The following is a 15,921-nucleotide window of genomic DNA, read 5'->3' as shown; positions in this document are numbered from 1 at the left end:
TATATCTGCAAAGCTTATATTATGAAAAAAACTTTACTTTTTTTATTTCTTAGTGCTCTATTTATTCAAACTTCAATTGCCCAGGACAGCGAACTTTCGGTCGAAAAAATCATGCAGGACCCGGCCTGGATGGGTACTTTCCCCGACAATATAAAATGGAGCCACGACAGTAAAACCATATATTTTCAATACAATCCTGAGAAAAATCCCGCCGATTCCCTTTACAAGGTGAATCTAAATGCCACCGGGAATATCCAAAAAGTAAGTCTGGAAGAGCAGCGCAGGCTCATCCCGCCTTCAGGAGATTTCAATAAAAAACGGGATAGAAAACTGGTGATTAAAGATGGGAATTTGCATCTGGCCAATCTTAGATCAGGAAATTTGGAACTGTTGGTAGATCTTTCTGAAGATATTCAGAATCCTGAATTTATGGCCGATGAGAATAAAATTTCCTTTATAGCAGGAAACAACGCTTATAGCCTGAATCGAAAAGATGGAAAGCTTCAGAAACTCACCAACATTGAAACCGGAAGCAAAAAAGAAGAAACTTCTCCCCAATTAAACGATAAAGACGCCTGGGTAGAAGGCGAGAACCTCGAACTTCTAAGCGTGGTCAACGAGCGCAGGGAGAAAAAAGAAAGCAGCGAAATTTATAAAAAATCGACTGCTGAAAAGGAAGCCTTTAAGTTTTACCTGGAAGACCGCAGCCTCGGGAATCTTCGGGTGTCGCCTAACGGGAAATATGCCAGCTTTAACCTGGTGACGCGCAAACGCGGGAAGAGCACCGATGTGCCAAATTATGTGGATGAGTCGGGTTATACGGTAAATCTGCCTGCCAGAAGCAAGGTAGGAGACGATCAAACCAGTATCGAACTGGCTTTTTATAATTTTGAAAAAGACAGCGTATTTCTTATTGATCCCAACACTTTACCGGGAATAAAAGATCTGCCCGACTATACTGCCGATTATCCCGATCGTGAGTGGGAAGAGACCGAAAGAGAAGTAATCGCATCGGCAGTACATTTTTCCCCAAATGGCAATTTGGCAGTGGTGAATATTCGCTCCAAAGACAATAAAGATCGCTGGATCGCACAAATAAATCCTGAAAATGGAGAGCTAAAAAGCCTGGACCGCCAGCGCGACGAAGCCTGGATCGCAGGGCCCGGAGTGGGCTACACCTATTACGGCGGCGAAACTTTTGGCTGGCTGCCCGACAATAAACATATTTACTTTCAGAGCGAGGAAACCGGCTATTCTCATTTGTATCTCCTGGACGTAACTTCAGGCAACAAGAAAGCGCTTACAGCAGGTGAATTTGAGGTATTCGACCCCCAACTTTCTAATGATGAAAAACACTGGTATCTCACCACTTCAGAAGTTGGTCCCGGCGAGCGCCATTTTTATAAAATGCCGGTTATGGGCGGCAAAATGCAGCAGCTCACCCAGATGCCCGGCAACAATCAGGTAGTGCTTTCTCCCGATGAAAAACATCTGGCCATTCGCCATTCTTACAGCAATAAACCCTGGGAACTCTACGTAAAACCAAATCGAGCCAATGCTGAAGCTAAACAAATTACCGAAGGAATTTCAGAAGAATTTGCTGCCTACGACTGGCGCGAGCCAGAGATGATTCAGTTTGAAGCCCAGGATGGGGCGATGGTACCGGCCCGATTATATGTGCCTGAAGAAAATGCAAAAAACAATGCCGCCGTGGTTTTTGTACACGGGGCAGGCTATCTTCAAAATGTGCACAAATGGTGGAGTAGTTATTTCAGGGAATATATGTTCCACAATTTATTAACCGACCTGGGCTATACCGTGATCGACATCGATTACCGCGGAAGCGCCGGCTACGGAAGGGATTGGCGTACGGGAATTTACCGCCATATGGGCGGAAAAGACCTTAGCGACCAGGTAGACGGGGTAAAATATCTTATTGAAAATCACAATATCGATCCTGAAAAAGTGGGAATTTACGGCGGAAGCTATGGTGGCTTTATAACCCTTATGGCTCTTTTCACCGAAGCCGAAACCTTTAAGGCGGGAGCTGCTTTACGCTCGGTGACCGATTGGGCTCACTATAACCACGGCTATACCTCTAATATTCTTAATGAACCCTCTCAGGATCCCATCGCCTACCGCAGGTCTTCGCCTATCTATTTTGCTGAAGGTCTCGAAGGCAACCTGCTAATCGCCCACGGAATGGTAGATGTAAACGTGCATTTTCAGGATGTGGTGCGCCTGGCACAAAGGCTTATCGAACTTGGCAAGGAAGACTGGGAAATGGCAGTCTACCCCGTAGAAGATCACGGATTCGTGGAACCCAGCAGCTGGACCGATGAATACCGAAGAATTCTGAAATTGTTTAACGAAAGCCTACTCGACTAATGGATCTCGATTTTGTAAGAAAACAATTCCCGGCCCTGGAACAGGATTTTATCTATATGGATAATGCCGGCGGTTCTCAGTGCCTGGAAACCGTTGCAGAACGTATTAGCGGCTATCTGTTGCATCATAATGTGCAACTGGGTGCCAGTTACAAGGTGTCGCGGGAAGCCGGGGAAAAGCTGAATTTCGCAAAAAAGAAACTTGCTCAATATATCAATTGTGAGAGACCCGAAGAGGCTATAATTGGTCCTTCCAGCAGTATGCTTTTGCGCATTTTAAGCCTTTGTATTAGCAGGCAATGGGAACCGGGCGATCGCATTATCGTCACCAACACCGATCACGAGGCCAATGTCTCTCCCTGGACCGATTTGGAAGAAAAAGGCTTTGAAGTAAAAATCTGGAAAACCAATCCCGAAAGTTTGCAGCTCGAATTGGAGGATCTAAAAAAGCTGATGAACGAGCGCACCAAACTGGTGGCCTTTACGCATTGCTCTAATATTCTGGGCACTATCAACCCGGTTAAAGAAATCACCGATTTTGTGCACGCCAATAATGCTCTTGTTTGCGTAGATGGGGTAGCCTATGCTCCCCACCGGCAAATCGATGTAAAAGAATGGGATGTTGATTTTTATGTGTTTAGCTGGTACAAGACCTTTGGGCCGCACCTGGCCGTGATGTATGGAAAATACGAGCTGTTATACGAAATGCCGGGCATCAATCACTATTTTTTCAAAAAAGAAGATGTGCCCTATAAATTTCAACCCGGAAATTTCAATTTTGAACTCACCTATGGTCTGCTGGGAATCATAGAATATTACGAGGAATTCTTTAAAAAACATTTTCCGAAGAAAAGAAATTTGAAGCTGCAGGAAAAACTGGAGAAGTGTTTCCATCTTATCGCAAAGCACGAAGAAAAGATAAGCGCTCCTTTAATAAGTTTTCTTCAATCAAAACCTGAAGTAAGAATTATTGGCCTGGATACTGCCGATGCTTCAAAACGGGTGCCTACCATTTCGTTTGTGCATTCAGCAATTAAAAGCGATGAAATCGTAGAACAGGTCGATGAGCATCGAATCGGGATTAGATTTGGCGATTTTTATGCCAAAAAGCTCATCGCCGATGCCGGATTAACGGCCAATAACGGGGTGGTTAGAGTTAGCCTGGTGCATTACAACTCAGCCGAGGAGGTGAAAAAACTTATGCGAATCCTCAACAGAATTCTTTAAAAAATAAGCCCCGGAATTTTAGAAATCCGGGGCTTATTTTTTAGCTGAAAAATTCTTAACCTATAGCCTGCTTCAGGTCATTAATCAGGTCTTCTTCATCTTCCACTCCCACGCTAAGGCGAATTAAAGAATCTACAACCCCGGTTTTGGCTCTCTCTTCCTGCGGGATTGAGGCGTGGGTCATACTGGCGGGATGCCCGGCCAGCGATTCTACTCCTCCTAATGATTCTGCCAGGGTGAAAACTTTAAGATTTTCCACAATTTTAGTAGCACTGGCCAAAGAGTTTTCTTTAGTGGTAAAAGAGATCATTCCGCCGAAATCTTTCATTTGCTTTTTAGCGATATCGTGATTCGGGTGATCCTCGAAGCCGGGCCAGTAAACCTTATCTACTTTAGGGTGAGATTTCAGGTATTTGGCTACTGCAGCTCCATTCTCACAATGTCTTTGAATTCTAAGGTGCAGGGTTTTTATTCCGCGTAAAACCAGGAAGCTATCCATAGGCCCGCATACGGCACCACTGGCATTTTGGATGAAATAAAGCTTCTCGGCCAGTTTTTCGTCTTTTACCACAAGAGCGCCCATCACCACATCGCTATGCCCGCCAAGGTATTTCGTGGCGCTATGCATTACGATATCGGCACCAAGATCTATGGGCAACTGCAGATAGGGAGTGGCAAAGGTGTTATCTACCCCAAGCAAAAGATCGTGTTTTTTGGCAATTTTCGATACCGCTTCAATATCGATAATGTTCATCATAGGATTGGTGGGAGTTTCAACCCAGATCAACTTAGTTTTGTCGTTGATGTAGTTTTCGATATCAGCTGCATCTTGCATACTGATGAAGTGAAATTTGATTCCGAAGTTTTCAAAAATCGTGGTGAAAAGACGATAGGAACCTCCATATAGATCGTTGGTAGAGATAATCTCATCACCGGGTTTGAACAACTTCATCACCGCATCTATGGCGGCAAGTCCGCTTCCGAAGGCAAGACCAAAATTACCGTTTTCAATGCTGGCCAAAGCATTTTCAAGGGCGGTACGGGTGGGGTTTCCGCTTCGGGAATATTCAAAACCCTTATGCCCTCCGGGAGTGCTTTGGGAGTATGTACTGGTTTGATAAATTGGAGGCATTACCGAGCCGTATGCCGGATCGACGTTTTCCTGTCCCCCGTGTATGGTTTTAGTATTGAATTTCATCATTTTAGTGTTTATAGCAAATGTAGCATACCAGTTGGGCAATAACAAAATTGCTCGTACCTTTATCTTTGAATTTAACAGCTGGAAAACCTTGAAAAAACTTATCCCTCTGCTTCTTTTTTCCCTGCTTTTCGCGGCCTGCCAGCAGGAATCTGAGGAGCTCGATTTCATCAATTATTCTGTAGAACGCAGTTATGAGCAATGCAATCCTGAAAATGCGAATTGCAGCTACATAAGAATGGAATATCCCGTGGCTTCGAGCAACAACGCCACAGCACGCAATATTAACCGGGAGATCGAAAATCACCTAAGGTATATCCTGGATTATGAAGATGAACAAAATGCCAAATCGGCCGAGGCTATTGCAGAGAGTTTTATTAGAAATTTCGAAAAGACAAAAGAAGATTTTCCCGAGTACGAAACCGCCTGGGAAGCTTCTATTTATGGCGAGGCGACCTATACTTCTGAAGAAGTGATCTCGATTAGTTTTAATTCGGAAGTTTTTACCGGGGGAGCTCACGGCTATACCAGTATGACCTGGCTTAATTTTAATCCGGAAACCGGAGAAATTTATAAAATGGAGGATATCTTTACCGAAGATTTTTCTGAATTTGTAGAAGTTCAATTCCGCAAGGAATTCAACATCGCCCAAGATGCCAGCATAAACAGTACAGGCTTGTTTTTTGAGGAAGACAAGTTTCACCTTCCGCAGAATATAGGCTTTAACGGCAATGGGATCGTGCTTTATTATAATGTTTACGAGATTGCCTCGTATGCCGATGGCCCCTTTGCAATGAGTTTTTCAAAAAATAAAATCGCCCAGTATCTCAAAATTGAGCTTTAAAATGAAAAAGATTTACCACCTCTCTACCTGCGACACCTGTAAAAGAATTTTGAAAGAGATCGATGCCCCGGCAGCATTTGAACTTCAGGATATAAAAACTGAAGAAATTACCAAAAAGCAGCTGGAAGAGATGAGAGAACTGGCCGGCAGTTATGAGGCTCTATTCAACCGCAGGGCTCAACTTTACAGAAAACAAAATTTACATCTCGAAGATTTAACCGAAGAGCAGTACAAAAACCTAATCCTCGAACATTACACTTTCTTAAAACGACCGGTAATAATCAACAATGACCAGATTTTCATTGGAAATTCCAAAAAACAGGTAGCCGAAGCAAAAAAGGCTATCCATGAGTAGCCGTTTACTCGCAATCATTGCGGCTACTATCGCCAGCACAATTTACGGGCTAAATCATACCATCGCCAAAGGCGTGATGCCGGTTTATATAGAACCTTTTGGCTTCATTTTTCTTCGTGTATTTGGAGCTGCCATTTTATTTTGGGCCATTAGCGCACTTGGGCCTAAAGAGAAAATCGCAACCAGCGACTGGCCCAGAATTTTTATCTGTGCCATTTTTGGAATGTGCATTAATATGCTTTTCTTTTTTAAAGGCTTAAGCCTTTCTACTCCAATAAATAGTTCGGTTATCGTAACCTTATCGCCGGTTATGGTTTTGATCCTGGCCTCGATCCTCATTGGAGAAAGAATTACCTGGTTAAAATCTATTGGCATAATAATCGGGCTTGCAGGAGCCCTTATCCTGGTTCTCTTTAGCGCCGAAACCGATTATAACGCCCCCAATATTCCATTGGGGAATTTATTCTTTATCATCAATGCGCTTTCTTATGGGCTTTACCTTATTCTCGTAAAACCACTCACCGCCAAATACCATCCCTTTACGCTTATGAAATGGTTATTCCTGCTGGCTGTGTTTATAAACTTACCCATCACTATAGGAGAATTTACGGCCGTGAACTGGACCTCCCTGCCTTTTGAAGCGATATGGAAAATGGCTTTTGTAGTGGTGGGCACTACCTTTTCTACCTATTTGCTCAATGTATATGCCTTAAAACAACTTTCGGCATCTACTATTAGCGTATTTATTTATCTGCAACCTCTCATCGCCATTATTTACGCGCTGCTAAGCGGAGCAGACCAGCTTAATCTTACAAAGATCATAGCCGGGCTCTTGGTTTTTGTTGGGGTATATATGGTAAGCGTAAGAAAAACCCAGGTGAGAGCTTAATGCTCTTATAGTTGGTGCGGTTCGATATCTTCGGGCTTATGGCCAAACCTGCGGGTGTCTTCTTTAGTGAGTTTCCTGAAATCTTCGGTACGGGAGAGACTGCTTAAATTTTCGAAAAGTTCCTGCGGAAGCCCGGTGAGTTTACGGGTTTTGAGATCAATCCACGCGCCCATCATCTCACAACGCGCAAAATTGCGGCCTTTGTGATCATAGAAATTATGCAGAAATTCAAAATACATTCCGTCGTCTGAAATTCCGCTTAATTCAAGACTTACCTTCACCGGATGCCCGGCAAAGACCTCTTTGAAATAATATACGTGTTCATAAAAAACAACAGGGCCTAAATTATGCTTTGCCAGTTCTCTTTGTCCAAACCCGTTTTCCATTAAAAACGCCATACGCGTATGGCTCATAAAATTGATATAAGCCGTATTGGCCAGGTGCCGGTTCGCGTCTATATCGCTCCAGCGAATCTCAAATTTTTTAGTATACATAGCAATAGAATTTACTTAAAGCCCCGAAAAAACGCGGCCGGAAACTATAAAACTAATCAATAATATTATGCGTGCATAATTATTTGAATTAAAATTTATTTCAGAAATTCGCAAGATGCCACTTATTTCCAGCCAATATAGAGCTCCTGTAATTTTTAGAAATGCGCATCTTTCTACTATTTACGCCAGTAAATTGCGAAAGGTAGATTTTAAGGGATCTTTCAGGCAGCGATTAGAATTAGAAGATGGAGATTTTATAGACCTGGATCGCAGTTTTGCCAAAACAAAGAATTCCCGGCTGGTAATTTTGCTCCACGGCCTGGCCGGCAATGCTTCCCGACCTTATATGCTGGCAATGTCGAGAATTTTTCACGAAAACGGCTGGGATACCAGCAGGATGAATTTTAGAAATTGCAGTGGGGAGTCGAATAGGCTTTATCGCAGCTATCACGCGGGGGCTACCGGTGATCTTGAATTGGTGATACAGGAGATGTTAAAAGAAAATTACACCGAAATCGCCCTTGCCGGCTTCAGTCTTGGCGGGAATTTAATGCTGAAGTATTTGGGTGAATCGAAATCGATTCCTCAAATAAAGGCTGCGGTTGCCATTTCTGTGCCCTGTGATCTCGGCGCGTCGCTCGAAGAATTAAACCGAAGCCACAATTTTATCTATTCGAAGCGGTTTCTTGGCAATCTTCGGAAGGATTTATTTCAAAAACAGAAAGATTTTCCGCAGGAAATTTCAGCAGAAGAGATCAAAGCCTGTACTTCGCTTTTAGCCATCGACGAATTATACACCAGCCGGGCCCACGGCTTTAAAAATGCGCGCGATTATTACGACAAAAACAGCTCGCTGCAGTTTTTGCCTGAAATCGGTATTCCTACCCTTCTTATCAATGCGCGAAATGACAGCTTTTTATCGGCTTCTTCCTATCCTGAAGAGATCGCCGCAGCCTCGAAGCAGCTTCATCTGGAAATTCCGTCACACGGGGGACACGTGGGATTTATTCAGAAGAAAAGAAACTATTATCACGAAGAGCGCGCTTTGCAGTTTATAGAAACGCATACCGGCGCCGGGCAGTAAGAAAGCAGGAAAATAGGCTATCACAAAGAATTGATTATCTTTGCGCAAGCTTAAAAAACGCCTATGATTCAGTCTATGACAGGTTTCGGGAAGAGCATCACGCAACTCCCTTCCAAAAAGATCACGGTAGAGATCAAATCGCTAAACAGCAAAAATCTCGACGTGAATGCACGAATCCCTTCGCAGTACCGCGAAAAAGAACTTCAGCTAAGAAATACAATTTCAAAAGCCTTAACCCGCGGAAAGGTAGATTTTTCGGTTTTTGTTGAAATTACCGGAGAAGAAACCACCGCCGCAGTAAATGGCGGAGTGGTTAAAAAATATATTGCCCAACTCAAAGAGATCGTAGACGGCGATGAGACCGAATTGCTAAAAATGGCAGTAAGAATGCCCGATGCACTAAATACGGCCAGGGAAGAGATAGACGAGAGTGAATTTTTGGCCATTGAAGAAGCCGTTAAAGAAGCCCTGGAAGAGATCAATAACTTTAGAAGCGACGAAGGCAAAGCCCTTGAAAAGGATCTGAAATTACGGGTTGAAAATATCGCGAATTTACTGGAACAAATTATCGAGATGGACCCTGAAAGGGTAGAGTCGGTTCGGGAACGTCTTCGAAGGGGAATTGCTGAAATCAAGGAGAATGTAGATGAAAACCGCTTTGAGCAGGAGCTGGTATATTATATCGAAAAATTCGACATTACCGAAGAGAAGGTTAGGCTCAAAAATCATTTGAAATATTTTAAAGAAAGCCTTAATTCTGAAGACTCCAACGGAAGAAAACTTGGGTTCATTTCACAGGAGATGGGTCGTGAGATCAATACTATAGGCAGCAAATCTAATTTTGCCCCAATGCAGCAATTGGTGGTACAAATGAAAGATGAGCTTGAAAAAATAAAGGAACAACTTTTAAACGTACTCTAAATGAGCAATGGTAAACTTATCGTGTTTTCGGCCCCTTCGGGTTCGGGAAAAACCACGATAGTCCAACATTTGTTAAAGCATAAGGAACTCAACCTGGAATTTTCGATTTCGGCGACTTCGCGTGCGCCAAGGGGAGATGAGGTAGATGGCAAAAATTATTACTTTCTTTCTACCGAAGATTTCAAGAAAAAGATCAAAAATGACGAATTCCTGGAATGGGAAGAAGTCTATCGCGACAATTTCTATGGAACCCTGAAAGCAGAGGTAGAGCGCATTTGGGCCGAAGGCAAGAATGTGATCTTTGATATAGATGTGGTTGGCGGCCTGGATATCAAAAATATCTATCCAGAAAAAACCCTGGCGGTTTTCGTAAAACCTCCCAGCATAGAGGAGCTGAAAATTCGCCTGAAGAAGCGAAAAACCGAAAGCGATGATAAAATCAATATGCGGGTTGCCAAGGCTTCTATTGAACTTGCCACCGCACCGCAATTCGATTTTATTATCGAAAATCATCATTTAGACACCGCTTTAAAGGAAGCTTACGATTTGGTTGCCAATTATGTGGGTGCGAAAAAAACTCAAAAGCAATGAACCGCAAGGTAGGTTTGTTTTTTGGCACTTTTAATCCGGTGCATATCGGGCATCTTATCATCGCCAATCATATGGCCGAATTTTCAGACTTAGATGAAGTATGGCTGGTGGTGACACCTCACAATCCTTTCAAGAAAAAAGGCAGCCTGCTGGAGAATCATCATCGCCTGGAAATGGTGTTTAAGGCCTGTGAAGGTTATGAAAATTTGAAGCCCAGCGATATTGAGTTTAAATTACCACAGCCCAACTACACGGCTACTACCCTGGCACATTTACAGGAAAAATACCCTACCAATGAATTTTGCCCCATAATGGGTGAGGATAATTTAAAGTCTTTCCATAAATGGAAAAATTACGAGATCATTCTCGAAAATCATCAAATTTACGTCTATCCCAGAATAGCATCGGGCGAAATACCCGATAGCTTTAAAGATCATCCAAAAATCAATTTGGTGGAGGCTCCTATAATGGAAATTTCTTCAACTTTTATAAGAAATGCAGTAAGGGAAGGGAAAAATATAAAACCTATGTTACCAGATGAGGTATGGGGTTATATTCAGCTAATGAATTTTTACAAATAGAAAATTGCAAAAAGTAAAGACTGTTTAAAACTCTCTCTTAGCCGTTGGATTTAGCTGATTGAACCTACTTTTTTCATTGTGGAACTACAAGCTGTAGGACGTCGACTGCCCTCAATGTAACCGCCTCAAGACTTTTAAACAGTCTGAACTTTAATTTATTTTTTCTCGGCCCGGGGGATTCTGAGTACCTGCCCGGGATAAATTCTATCGGGATCTTTAAGCATAGGTTTATTGGCTTCAAAAATCATCTGATATTTATTCGCATCGCCATAATGCGCCTTGGCTATTTTACTTAAAGTATCTCCTCTTTCTACAGTATGAAACTGAGCTTCTGGTTCGCTCTTATCTACCGTCATACGATCGTCTACTTTTTCGATACCTTCGGTATTTCCAACCACCAGGATTACCTTTTCCCTGGTTGCCTGGTCGGCAGCCATCCCACTTATTGTGGCCATATCTTCTTTTATTTCAACTCTCAGGTTATCTACCTTTAATTTTAAATCCTGAATTGTCTCCTCTAAAATCCTCGAGGCTCTGGCATCTTCTTTGGCTTCCCGCGCTCTGCTATCGGCTGTTCTCTCGGCTTCTTCTCTGGCCCGTTTTTTTTCACTTCCAAAGATCTTTTCTCCGGCTCCTTTTATGAATGAAAATATTCCCATTATAATTTATATTAGTTAGTTTCAGAAATTTACGAAACAGCTCACTTAATATTCTGCCAAGGAGTACTAAAATTTTGTTAGAATTAAAAGAGAAAATATTCAGGATTCCTGAAGCTGAATTTCATAAAAAACGCCGGAGGTTTTACAAGCCCCGGCGTTTCAAACTAAATAACCAACCAAAAAAACTAAGAAAATCCTTCCTCATTAATGAAGGACTTATAAAATAACGCAGCACCTCTGCTTTAGATTGCCCAAAATGCCCGGGCTGAGTGTTAAATTCCAAAATTTTAAGACTTTAGGCCTTCAGAATATCCCCGCCGGGCACACACATTCTTTATAAGCATTATATTTTGTTTATTTTTGGAGCACAAAACCAAACTATGAACCAATCTCCTACTTTTGCTGTTATAGGCGGCGGTAGCTGGGCTACTGCAATCGTAAAAATGCTCAGTGAAAACCTTCCAAAAATACATTGGTATATGCGCAGTGTTTATGCGATAGAGCATATTAGAAAACAGGAACATAATCCCAATTATTTAAGTTCGGTAGAATTTGATGTGAATCAGCTTGAGCTTAGCAACGATATCAATAAAACAGTAAAAGCGGCCGATTACCTGATTTTTGCCATCCCTTCGGCATTTTTAAAACGAGAGTTAGACCAGCTTGAGGTTTCCCTTGAAGACAAGGTGATTTTCTCTGCAATAAAAGGTATAGTTCCCGAAAGCAGTCTTATTGTTGGGGAGCATTTTGAACAGTTTTTCAATGTCCCGTCTGATAATATTGGGGTAATCACCGGGCCCTGTCACGCAGAGGAGGTGGCCCTTGAGCGTCTATCTTATCTCACCATCGCCTGCACCGATGAAAAAAAAGCGCGCATCATGGCCGATCACCTAAGCAGTGAGTATATTCAATGCAAACTTAGCGATGATGTAACCGGCACCGAATATGCCGCGATGCTCAAGAACATTTATTCTATCGCCGCAGGAATCGCCCACGGGCTGGGATATGGGGATAACTTCCAGTCTGTACTAATGAGCAATGCGATTCGGGAGATGAAAAAATTCATCAAGAAGGTACATAAGATGAAGCGAAATATAAATGATTCAGCTTATCTGGGAGATCTGTTGGTTACCGGTTACTCTGTTTTTAGCCGTAACCGAATGTTCGGAAATATGATTGGAAAAGGTTATACCGTAAAAAGCGCTCAAATGGAAATGAGTATGATCGCCGAAGGTTATTACGCTACCGAAAGCGCATATAAAATCAATAAGGAAAAAGGTGCAAAAACGCCTATTATCAATGCGGTTTACGGGATTTTATACGAAGGAAAAAATCCTAAAAAGGTCTTTAAAAAATTAGCTGAAAAATTGGATTAATTGCCTGTTGCTTCTACCGTTCTGATAGCTATGGGGAAGATTCGAATTAAGTTTTTTATTTAAGCAGGACACCCTTTTCAGGGATTAGGGGAAGTTCCTGCAGAGCTTTTTGGTTAATGCTGTTTTTCCTGAAGAGAAATTTTTTCTCAAACATCTTCCCTTCAGCAAAAAAAGTAACCTGAAACTCGTTATTTAAAGCCAGCATTTCATCCTGAAGATATTCTACTTTGGCAAAGGAACCCGGGGGTAATTTTTCAATTTTATGCCGCATCACCGAACTTTTGGTCTCCCCGGCATAGCCCTTACTTACGATAAGTACCATTTCTATTGGATCACGGCGGTCATTGATGAGATAAACATTCCACTCGTGAGCTTTAAATGCTTCGTTATATTGATTTACAGCGGCTAAATATACTCCCTCTACTTCGGGAATTTCAATATCTTTTTTCACTAATCTGTTACCTTATTTTTTGCCCATTTGAATAAACCCCATAATATTAAAGCGGCAATTCCCAATAAAACAGCCCCGATAGCCAATTCAATTATTTCTATTGCAACCAAAACTACTATTACGGCCAGGGCGATTATTCCCAGAATGACTAAACCTACTGTTTTCATGAAGTGGAATTTATGAATTGAATCCTAAAGTACAAATAATCCACCTAAAAACAGGCTTGTTTATATCGAAGACCTGAATTGCTCCAAAAATCTAACGTCATTTTCATAGAACATTCGAATATCGCCAATTTGATAGAGCAACATAGCGATACGTTCTATCCCCATCCCAAAAGCGAAACCTGAATATTCGGTGGGGTCAATGCCGCAATTTTTTAGCACATTGGGATCTACCATTCCGCAGCCCATAATTTCAAGCCAGCCGGTACCTTTGGTGATTCGGTAATCGGTTTCGGTTTCAAGACCCCAGTAAATATCTACCTCGGCGCTGGGCTCGGTAAACGGGAAATAAGAAGGTCTAAGGCGTATTTTTGATTTTCCGAAGAGTTGTTTGGTGAAATAAAGTAAAGTTTGCTTAAGGTCGGCAAAACTTACATCCTTGTCTATATACAAGCCCTCCACCTGGTGAAAGATACAATGAGATCGCGCAGAAATGGCCTCATTTCTAAAAACCCTTCCCGGAGAAATGGTGCGAATGGGCGGCTTATTATTTTCCATATACCGCACCTGTACCGAAGAGGTATGAGTTCTTAGCAGGATATCGGGATCGGTTTGAATAAAGAAGGTATCCTGCATATCGCGCGCTGGGTGATATTCGGGCAGGTTTAAAGCGGTAAAGTTATGCCAGTCGTCTTCAATCTCGGGACCTTCAGAAACATTGAAACCGATATTGGAGAAAATTTCGATGATTTGATTTTTTACGATAGAAATCGGGTGCCGGGCTCCCAGTTGAACCGGCTCGGCCGGACGGGAAAGATCGCCATAAACCCCTTTTTCTTCCTGCTTGCTTTCCAGTTGCTCCTTAAGTTCGTTTACTTTAGCTTCAGCGGCTTGCTTCAGGTTGTTCACCACCTGGCCAAAGTCTTTTTTCTGCTCGTTGGGAACCGATTTAAATTCAGCAAAAAACGAATTCAGAATTCCTTTTTTTCCTAAATATTTAATTCTGAAGGCTTCAATCTGTTCGGCGCTTTCAGCATTAAAAGCTTCAACTTCAGCAATATGCTGCTTAATCGTATCTATCATCTGCGGCAATTCTTTTAAAAAGGGCAAATTTAGTAAAAATGAACTTGTAAGCCTTGCCCGCGCGGCCTTATTCTATATATCCGTTTTTCAGAAAATAATGCACGATGGCTTCTTTCATAAGCACGCTTTGTTCCCCGGCTTTAAGCGGGGGAAGTTGTTCGAGAATTTTATAATGCGGCCAGCCATCATCATCGAAATAATCGAATTCATAATAGCCATACGGCTCCAAAAGCCTGCAAATCGCTATATGCATTAAATCGAGTTTATCGTCTTTTTTAAATCGCCGGTGCAGCTGCCCCAATTCCTGAACTCCAATTATATAAATTATCGCGTCGAGTTCCATAATTTCCCCATCGGCGAACTGCGCCGAGAGTTTCTTTTCCAGTGTCTCCCAGCGACTTTTTAAGTTTTCATCTCTTGCCATGCTGCAAAGATACTATCTTAGCTAATGAAATTACTATATTTGAAATATGAATACGATAGATATCGTGCTGGCCCTAATTCTTCTATACGGACTCGTAAGGGGTTTTTTTCGTGGGCTGCTTGCCGAAATCGCATCGCTGGTGGGGATAGTTTTGGGAATTTATGGCGCGATTCACTTTTCTTATATTTTAAGCAATTTTCTTTCTGAAAGTATGGGGTGGGACGGGCAATATGTTAATCTCATCGCCTTTGCCATTACCTTTATTCTTATCGTTTTCCTGGTATCTCTCGCCGGAAGACTGCTTACTAAAATGGCCGGCTTTGCCGCGCTTGGACTGGTAAATAAATTTCTAGGCGCCGGTTTTGGAGTTTTAAAAATTGCCTTTTTAGTGAGTGTGGTAATTATGTTCTTTAAGGCTACTAATGAAGATATAGATATTGTTTCTGAAGAAAGCCTGGAACGATCAATTCTCTATGACAAAATAGAAGAAATCGCGCCTATGGTATTGCCTTCTATTCTTAGGGAGGCCCGGGAACGTGATATTCTCAATGATTTTGATGATTTTACCGAAATAAAAAAGGCCCGGGATTAACCGGACCTCTTTCCATTTATATAATTCGATTTATAGAAAATCTACCTTACCGGAATCCAGATTATAATAGGCCGGTACAATTTTAACCTTCCCACTTTCAGCAGCTTCTCTAATGATGGTAGAGCGGGTTTTAAGTTCCTGTGCAGTAAGCTCAGCGTTTTTCTTAACCACATCTGCTATCGCGGCATCTTTACCTGAAGCGGCAATCGCCGGGGCAATATGAGACAGGAGATGATTCAGGTTATACCCGTTATCCCCGCCAGCCATAGCAGCATTTACAGCCCCACAGCTTTCATGACCCAATACAACAATAATCTCGGCACCTAAATGAGCTACGGCGTACTCAATACTTGCAATAGAAGAGCTATTTGCAACATTTCCGGCTACACGCACGGTGAATAATTCTCCTAATCCGCTATCAAATGCCAATTCAGGAACCACGCGGCTGTCGGCACAACTTAAAATTATAGCGTAAGGCGACTGGCCTTTGGTTAATTCCTCTCTTCGGGCTTTATCCTGTAATTTGCCTTCTTTCTTATCGCTTGTGAAGCGATTGTTACCTTCCTTTAATCTATTTAATACTTCGTCTTTAGTCATAATT

At 42.2% G+C, this 15,921-nt stretch carries 19 protein-coding genes; 11 read left to right on the top strand and 8 right to left on the bottom strand.

Annotated elements, in window-relative coordinates:
• Positions 1-21 precede the first annotated feature (21 nt).
• Together ACW6QP_RS01770 and ACW6QP_RS01765 are read left to right on the top strand one after the other, a co-directional pair.
• Positions 22-2,388, top strand: a complete 2,367-nt coding sequence (locus ACW6QP_RS01770) for a prolyl oligopeptidase family serine peptidase (protein ID WP_457909113.1) — start codon at positions 22-24, stop codon at positions 2,386-2,388.
• Positions 2,388-3,614, top strand: coding sequence for a cysteine desulfurase-like protein (locus ACW6QP_RS01765; protein ID WP_457909112.1), 1,227 nt, complete (start codon positions 2,388-2,390; stop codon positions 3,612-3,614). The genes ACW6QP_RS01770 and ACW6QP_RS01765 overlap by 1 nt, the downstream gene beginning before the upstream one ends.
• A 55-nt stretch (positions 3,615-3,669) precedes the next feature.
• Here the strand turns inward: ACW6QP_RS01765 and ACW6QP_RS01760 are convergent, their stop codons facing one another.
• On the bottom strand, positions 3,670-4,812 hold the full coding sequence (locus ACW6QP_RS01760; protein WP_457909415.1) for a cystathionine gamma-synthase: 1,143 nt from the start codon (positions 4,810-4,812) through the stop codon (positions 3,670-3,672).
• 91 nt (positions 4,813-4,903) lie between these two features.
• Here ACW6QP_RS01760 and ACW6QP_RS01755 point away from each other — a divergent pair, with 91 nt between their 5' ends.
• Genes ACW6QP_RS01755 through ACW6QP_RS01745 form a run of 3 tightly spaced genes read left to right on the top strand, consistent with a single transcriptional unit; the run spans position 4,904 to position 6,900 of the window.
• Positions 4,904-5,656 carry a PdaC/SigV domain-containing protein gene (locus ACW6QP_RS01755; protein WP_457909111.1) on the top strand — a complete coding sequence of 251 codons (753 nt, stop codon included), beginning with the start codon at positions 4,904-4,906 and terminating at the stop codon, positions 5,654-5,656.
• A 1-nt stretch (position 5,657) separates the two neighbouring features.
• Positions 5,658-6,011 (top strand): arsenate reductase family protein, encoded by a 354-nt coding sequence (locus tag ACW6QP_RS01750; protein WP_457909110.1) that lies wholly within the window; start codon positions 5,658-5,660, stop codon positions 6,009-6,011.
• Positions 6,004-6,900, top strand: coding sequence for a DMT family transporter (locus ACW6QP_RS01745; RefSeq protein ID WP_457909109.1), 897 nt, complete (start codon positions 6,004-6,006; stop codon positions 6,898-6,900). Before ACW6QP_RS01750 ends, ACW6QP_RS01745 begins: the two co-directional genes overlap by 8 nt.
• Positions 6,901-6,905: 5 nt before the next feature.
• Here the strand turns inward: ACW6QP_RS01745 and ACW6QP_RS01740 are convergent, their stop codons facing one another.
• Positions 6,906-7,394: an acyl-CoA thioesterase gene (locus tag ACW6QP_RS01740; protein ID WP_457909108.1), complete on the bottom strand. Its 489-nt coding sequence runs from the start codon at positions 7,392-7,394 to the stop codon at positions 6,906-6,908.
• 115 nt (positions 7,395-7,509) lie between these two features.
• Here ACW6QP_RS01740 and ACW6QP_RS01735 point away from each other — a divergent pair, with 115 nt between their 5' ends.
• The 4 genes from ACW6QP_RS01735 to nadD all read left to right on the top strand — a co-directional run bounded on the left by ACW6QP_RS01735 (position 7,510) and on the right by nadD (position 10,571).
• Positions 7,510-8,478 carry a YheT family hydrolase gene (locus tag ACW6QP_RS01735; protein WP_457909107.1) on the top strand — a complete coding sequence of 323 codons (969 nt, stop codon included), beginning with the start codon at positions 7,510-7,512 and terminating at the stop codon, positions 8,476-8,478.
• A 63-nt stretch (positions 8,479-8,541) separates the two neighbouring features.
• Complete coding sequence (locus ACW6QP_RS01730; protein ID WP_457909106.1) at positions 8,542-9,399, top strand: YicC/YloC family endoribonuclease; 858 nt, start codon at positions 8,542-8,544, stop codon at positions 9,397-9,399.
• The gene (gmk, locus tag ACW6QP_RS01725; protein ID WP_457909105.1) at positions 9,400-9,990 is read left to right on the top strand and encodes a guanylate kinase; all 591 of its coding nucleotides are present in this window, start codon (positions 9,400-9,402) and stop codon (positions 9,988-9,990) included.
• A complete protein-coding gene (gene nadD / locus ACW6QP_RS01720) occupies positions 9,987-10,571 on the top strand; it encodes a nicotinate (nicotinamide) nucleotide adenylyltransferase (protein WP_457909104.1) in 585 nt (194 codons plus the stop codon). Before gmk ends, nadD begins: the two co-directional genes overlap by 4 nt.
• A gap of 155 nt (positions 10,572-10,726) precedes the next feature.
• Here the strand turns inward: nadD and lysM are convergent, their stop codons facing one another.
• Entirely contained in the window at positions 10,727-11,230 is a 504-nt protein-coding gene (gene lysM / locus ACW6QP_RS01715) for a peptidoglycan-binding protein LysM (protein ID WP_457909103.1), read from the bottom strand.
• Positions 11,231-11,610: 380 nt separating this feature from the next.
• Between lysM and ACW6QP_RS01710 the strand changes: the two genes are divergently transcribed.
• A complete protein-coding gene (locus tag ACW6QP_RS01710) occupies positions 11,611-12,606 on the top strand; it encodes an NAD(P)H-dependent glycerol-3-phosphate dehydrogenase (protein WP_457909102.1) in 996 nt (331 codons plus the stop codon).
• Positions 12,607-12,661: 55 nt separating this feature from the next.
• Here the strand turns inward: ACW6QP_RS01710 and ACW6QP_RS01705 are convergent, their stop codons facing one another.
• From ACW6QP_RS01705 to ACW6QP_RS01690, 4 genes are all read right to left on the bottom strand, one after another.
• Entirely contained in the window at positions 12,662-13,057 is a 396-nt protein-coding gene (locus tag ACW6QP_RS01705) for a hypothetical protein (RefSeq protein ID WP_457909101.1), read from the bottom strand.
• Complete coding sequence (locus tag ACW6QP_RS01700; protein WP_457909100.1) at positions 13,057-13,224, bottom strand: hypothetical protein; 168 nt, start codon at positions 13,222-13,224, stop codon at positions 13,057-13,059. Before ACW6QP_RS01700 ends, ACW6QP_RS01705 begins: the two co-directional genes overlap by 1 nt.
• A 60-nt stretch (positions 13,225-13,284) precedes the next feature.
• Entirely contained in the window at positions 13,285-14,304 is a 1,020-nt protein-coding gene (pheS, locus tag ACW6QP_RS01695; protein WP_457909099.1) for a phenylalanine--tRNA ligase subunit alpha, read from the bottom strand.
• A gap of 67 nt (positions 14,305-14,371) precedes the next feature.
• The gene (locus tag ACW6QP_RS01690) at positions 14,372-14,728 is read right to left on the bottom strand and encodes a hypothetical protein (protein ID WP_457909098.1); all 357 of its coding nucleotides are present in this window, start codon (positions 14,726-14,728) and stop codon (positions 14,372-14,374) included.
• 46 nt (positions 14,729-14,774) lie between these two features.
• Between ACW6QP_RS01690 and ACW6QP_RS01685 the strand changes: the two genes are divergently transcribed.
• Positions 14,775-15,320 carry a CvpA family protein gene (locus tag ACW6QP_RS01685; RefSeq protein ID WP_457909097.1) on the top strand — a complete coding sequence of 182 codons (546 nt, stop codon included), beginning with the start codon at positions 14,775-14,777 and terminating at the stop codon, positions 15,318-15,320.
• A gap of 30 nt (positions 15,321-15,350) precedes the next feature.
• Here the strand turns inward: ACW6QP_RS01685 and ACW6QP_RS01680 are convergent, their stop codons facing one another.
• On the bottom strand, positions 15,351-15,917 hold the full coding sequence (locus ACW6QP_RS01680; RefSeq protein ID WP_457909096.1) for a carbonic anhydrase: 567 nt from the start codon (positions 15,915-15,917) through the stop codon (positions 15,351-15,353).
• Positions 15,918-15,921: the final 4 nt, after the last annotated feature.

It is taken from the genome of Salegentibacter haimaensis, assembly GCF_054121495.1.
This window is presented reverse-complemented; position numbering and strand designations above follow the sequence as displayed.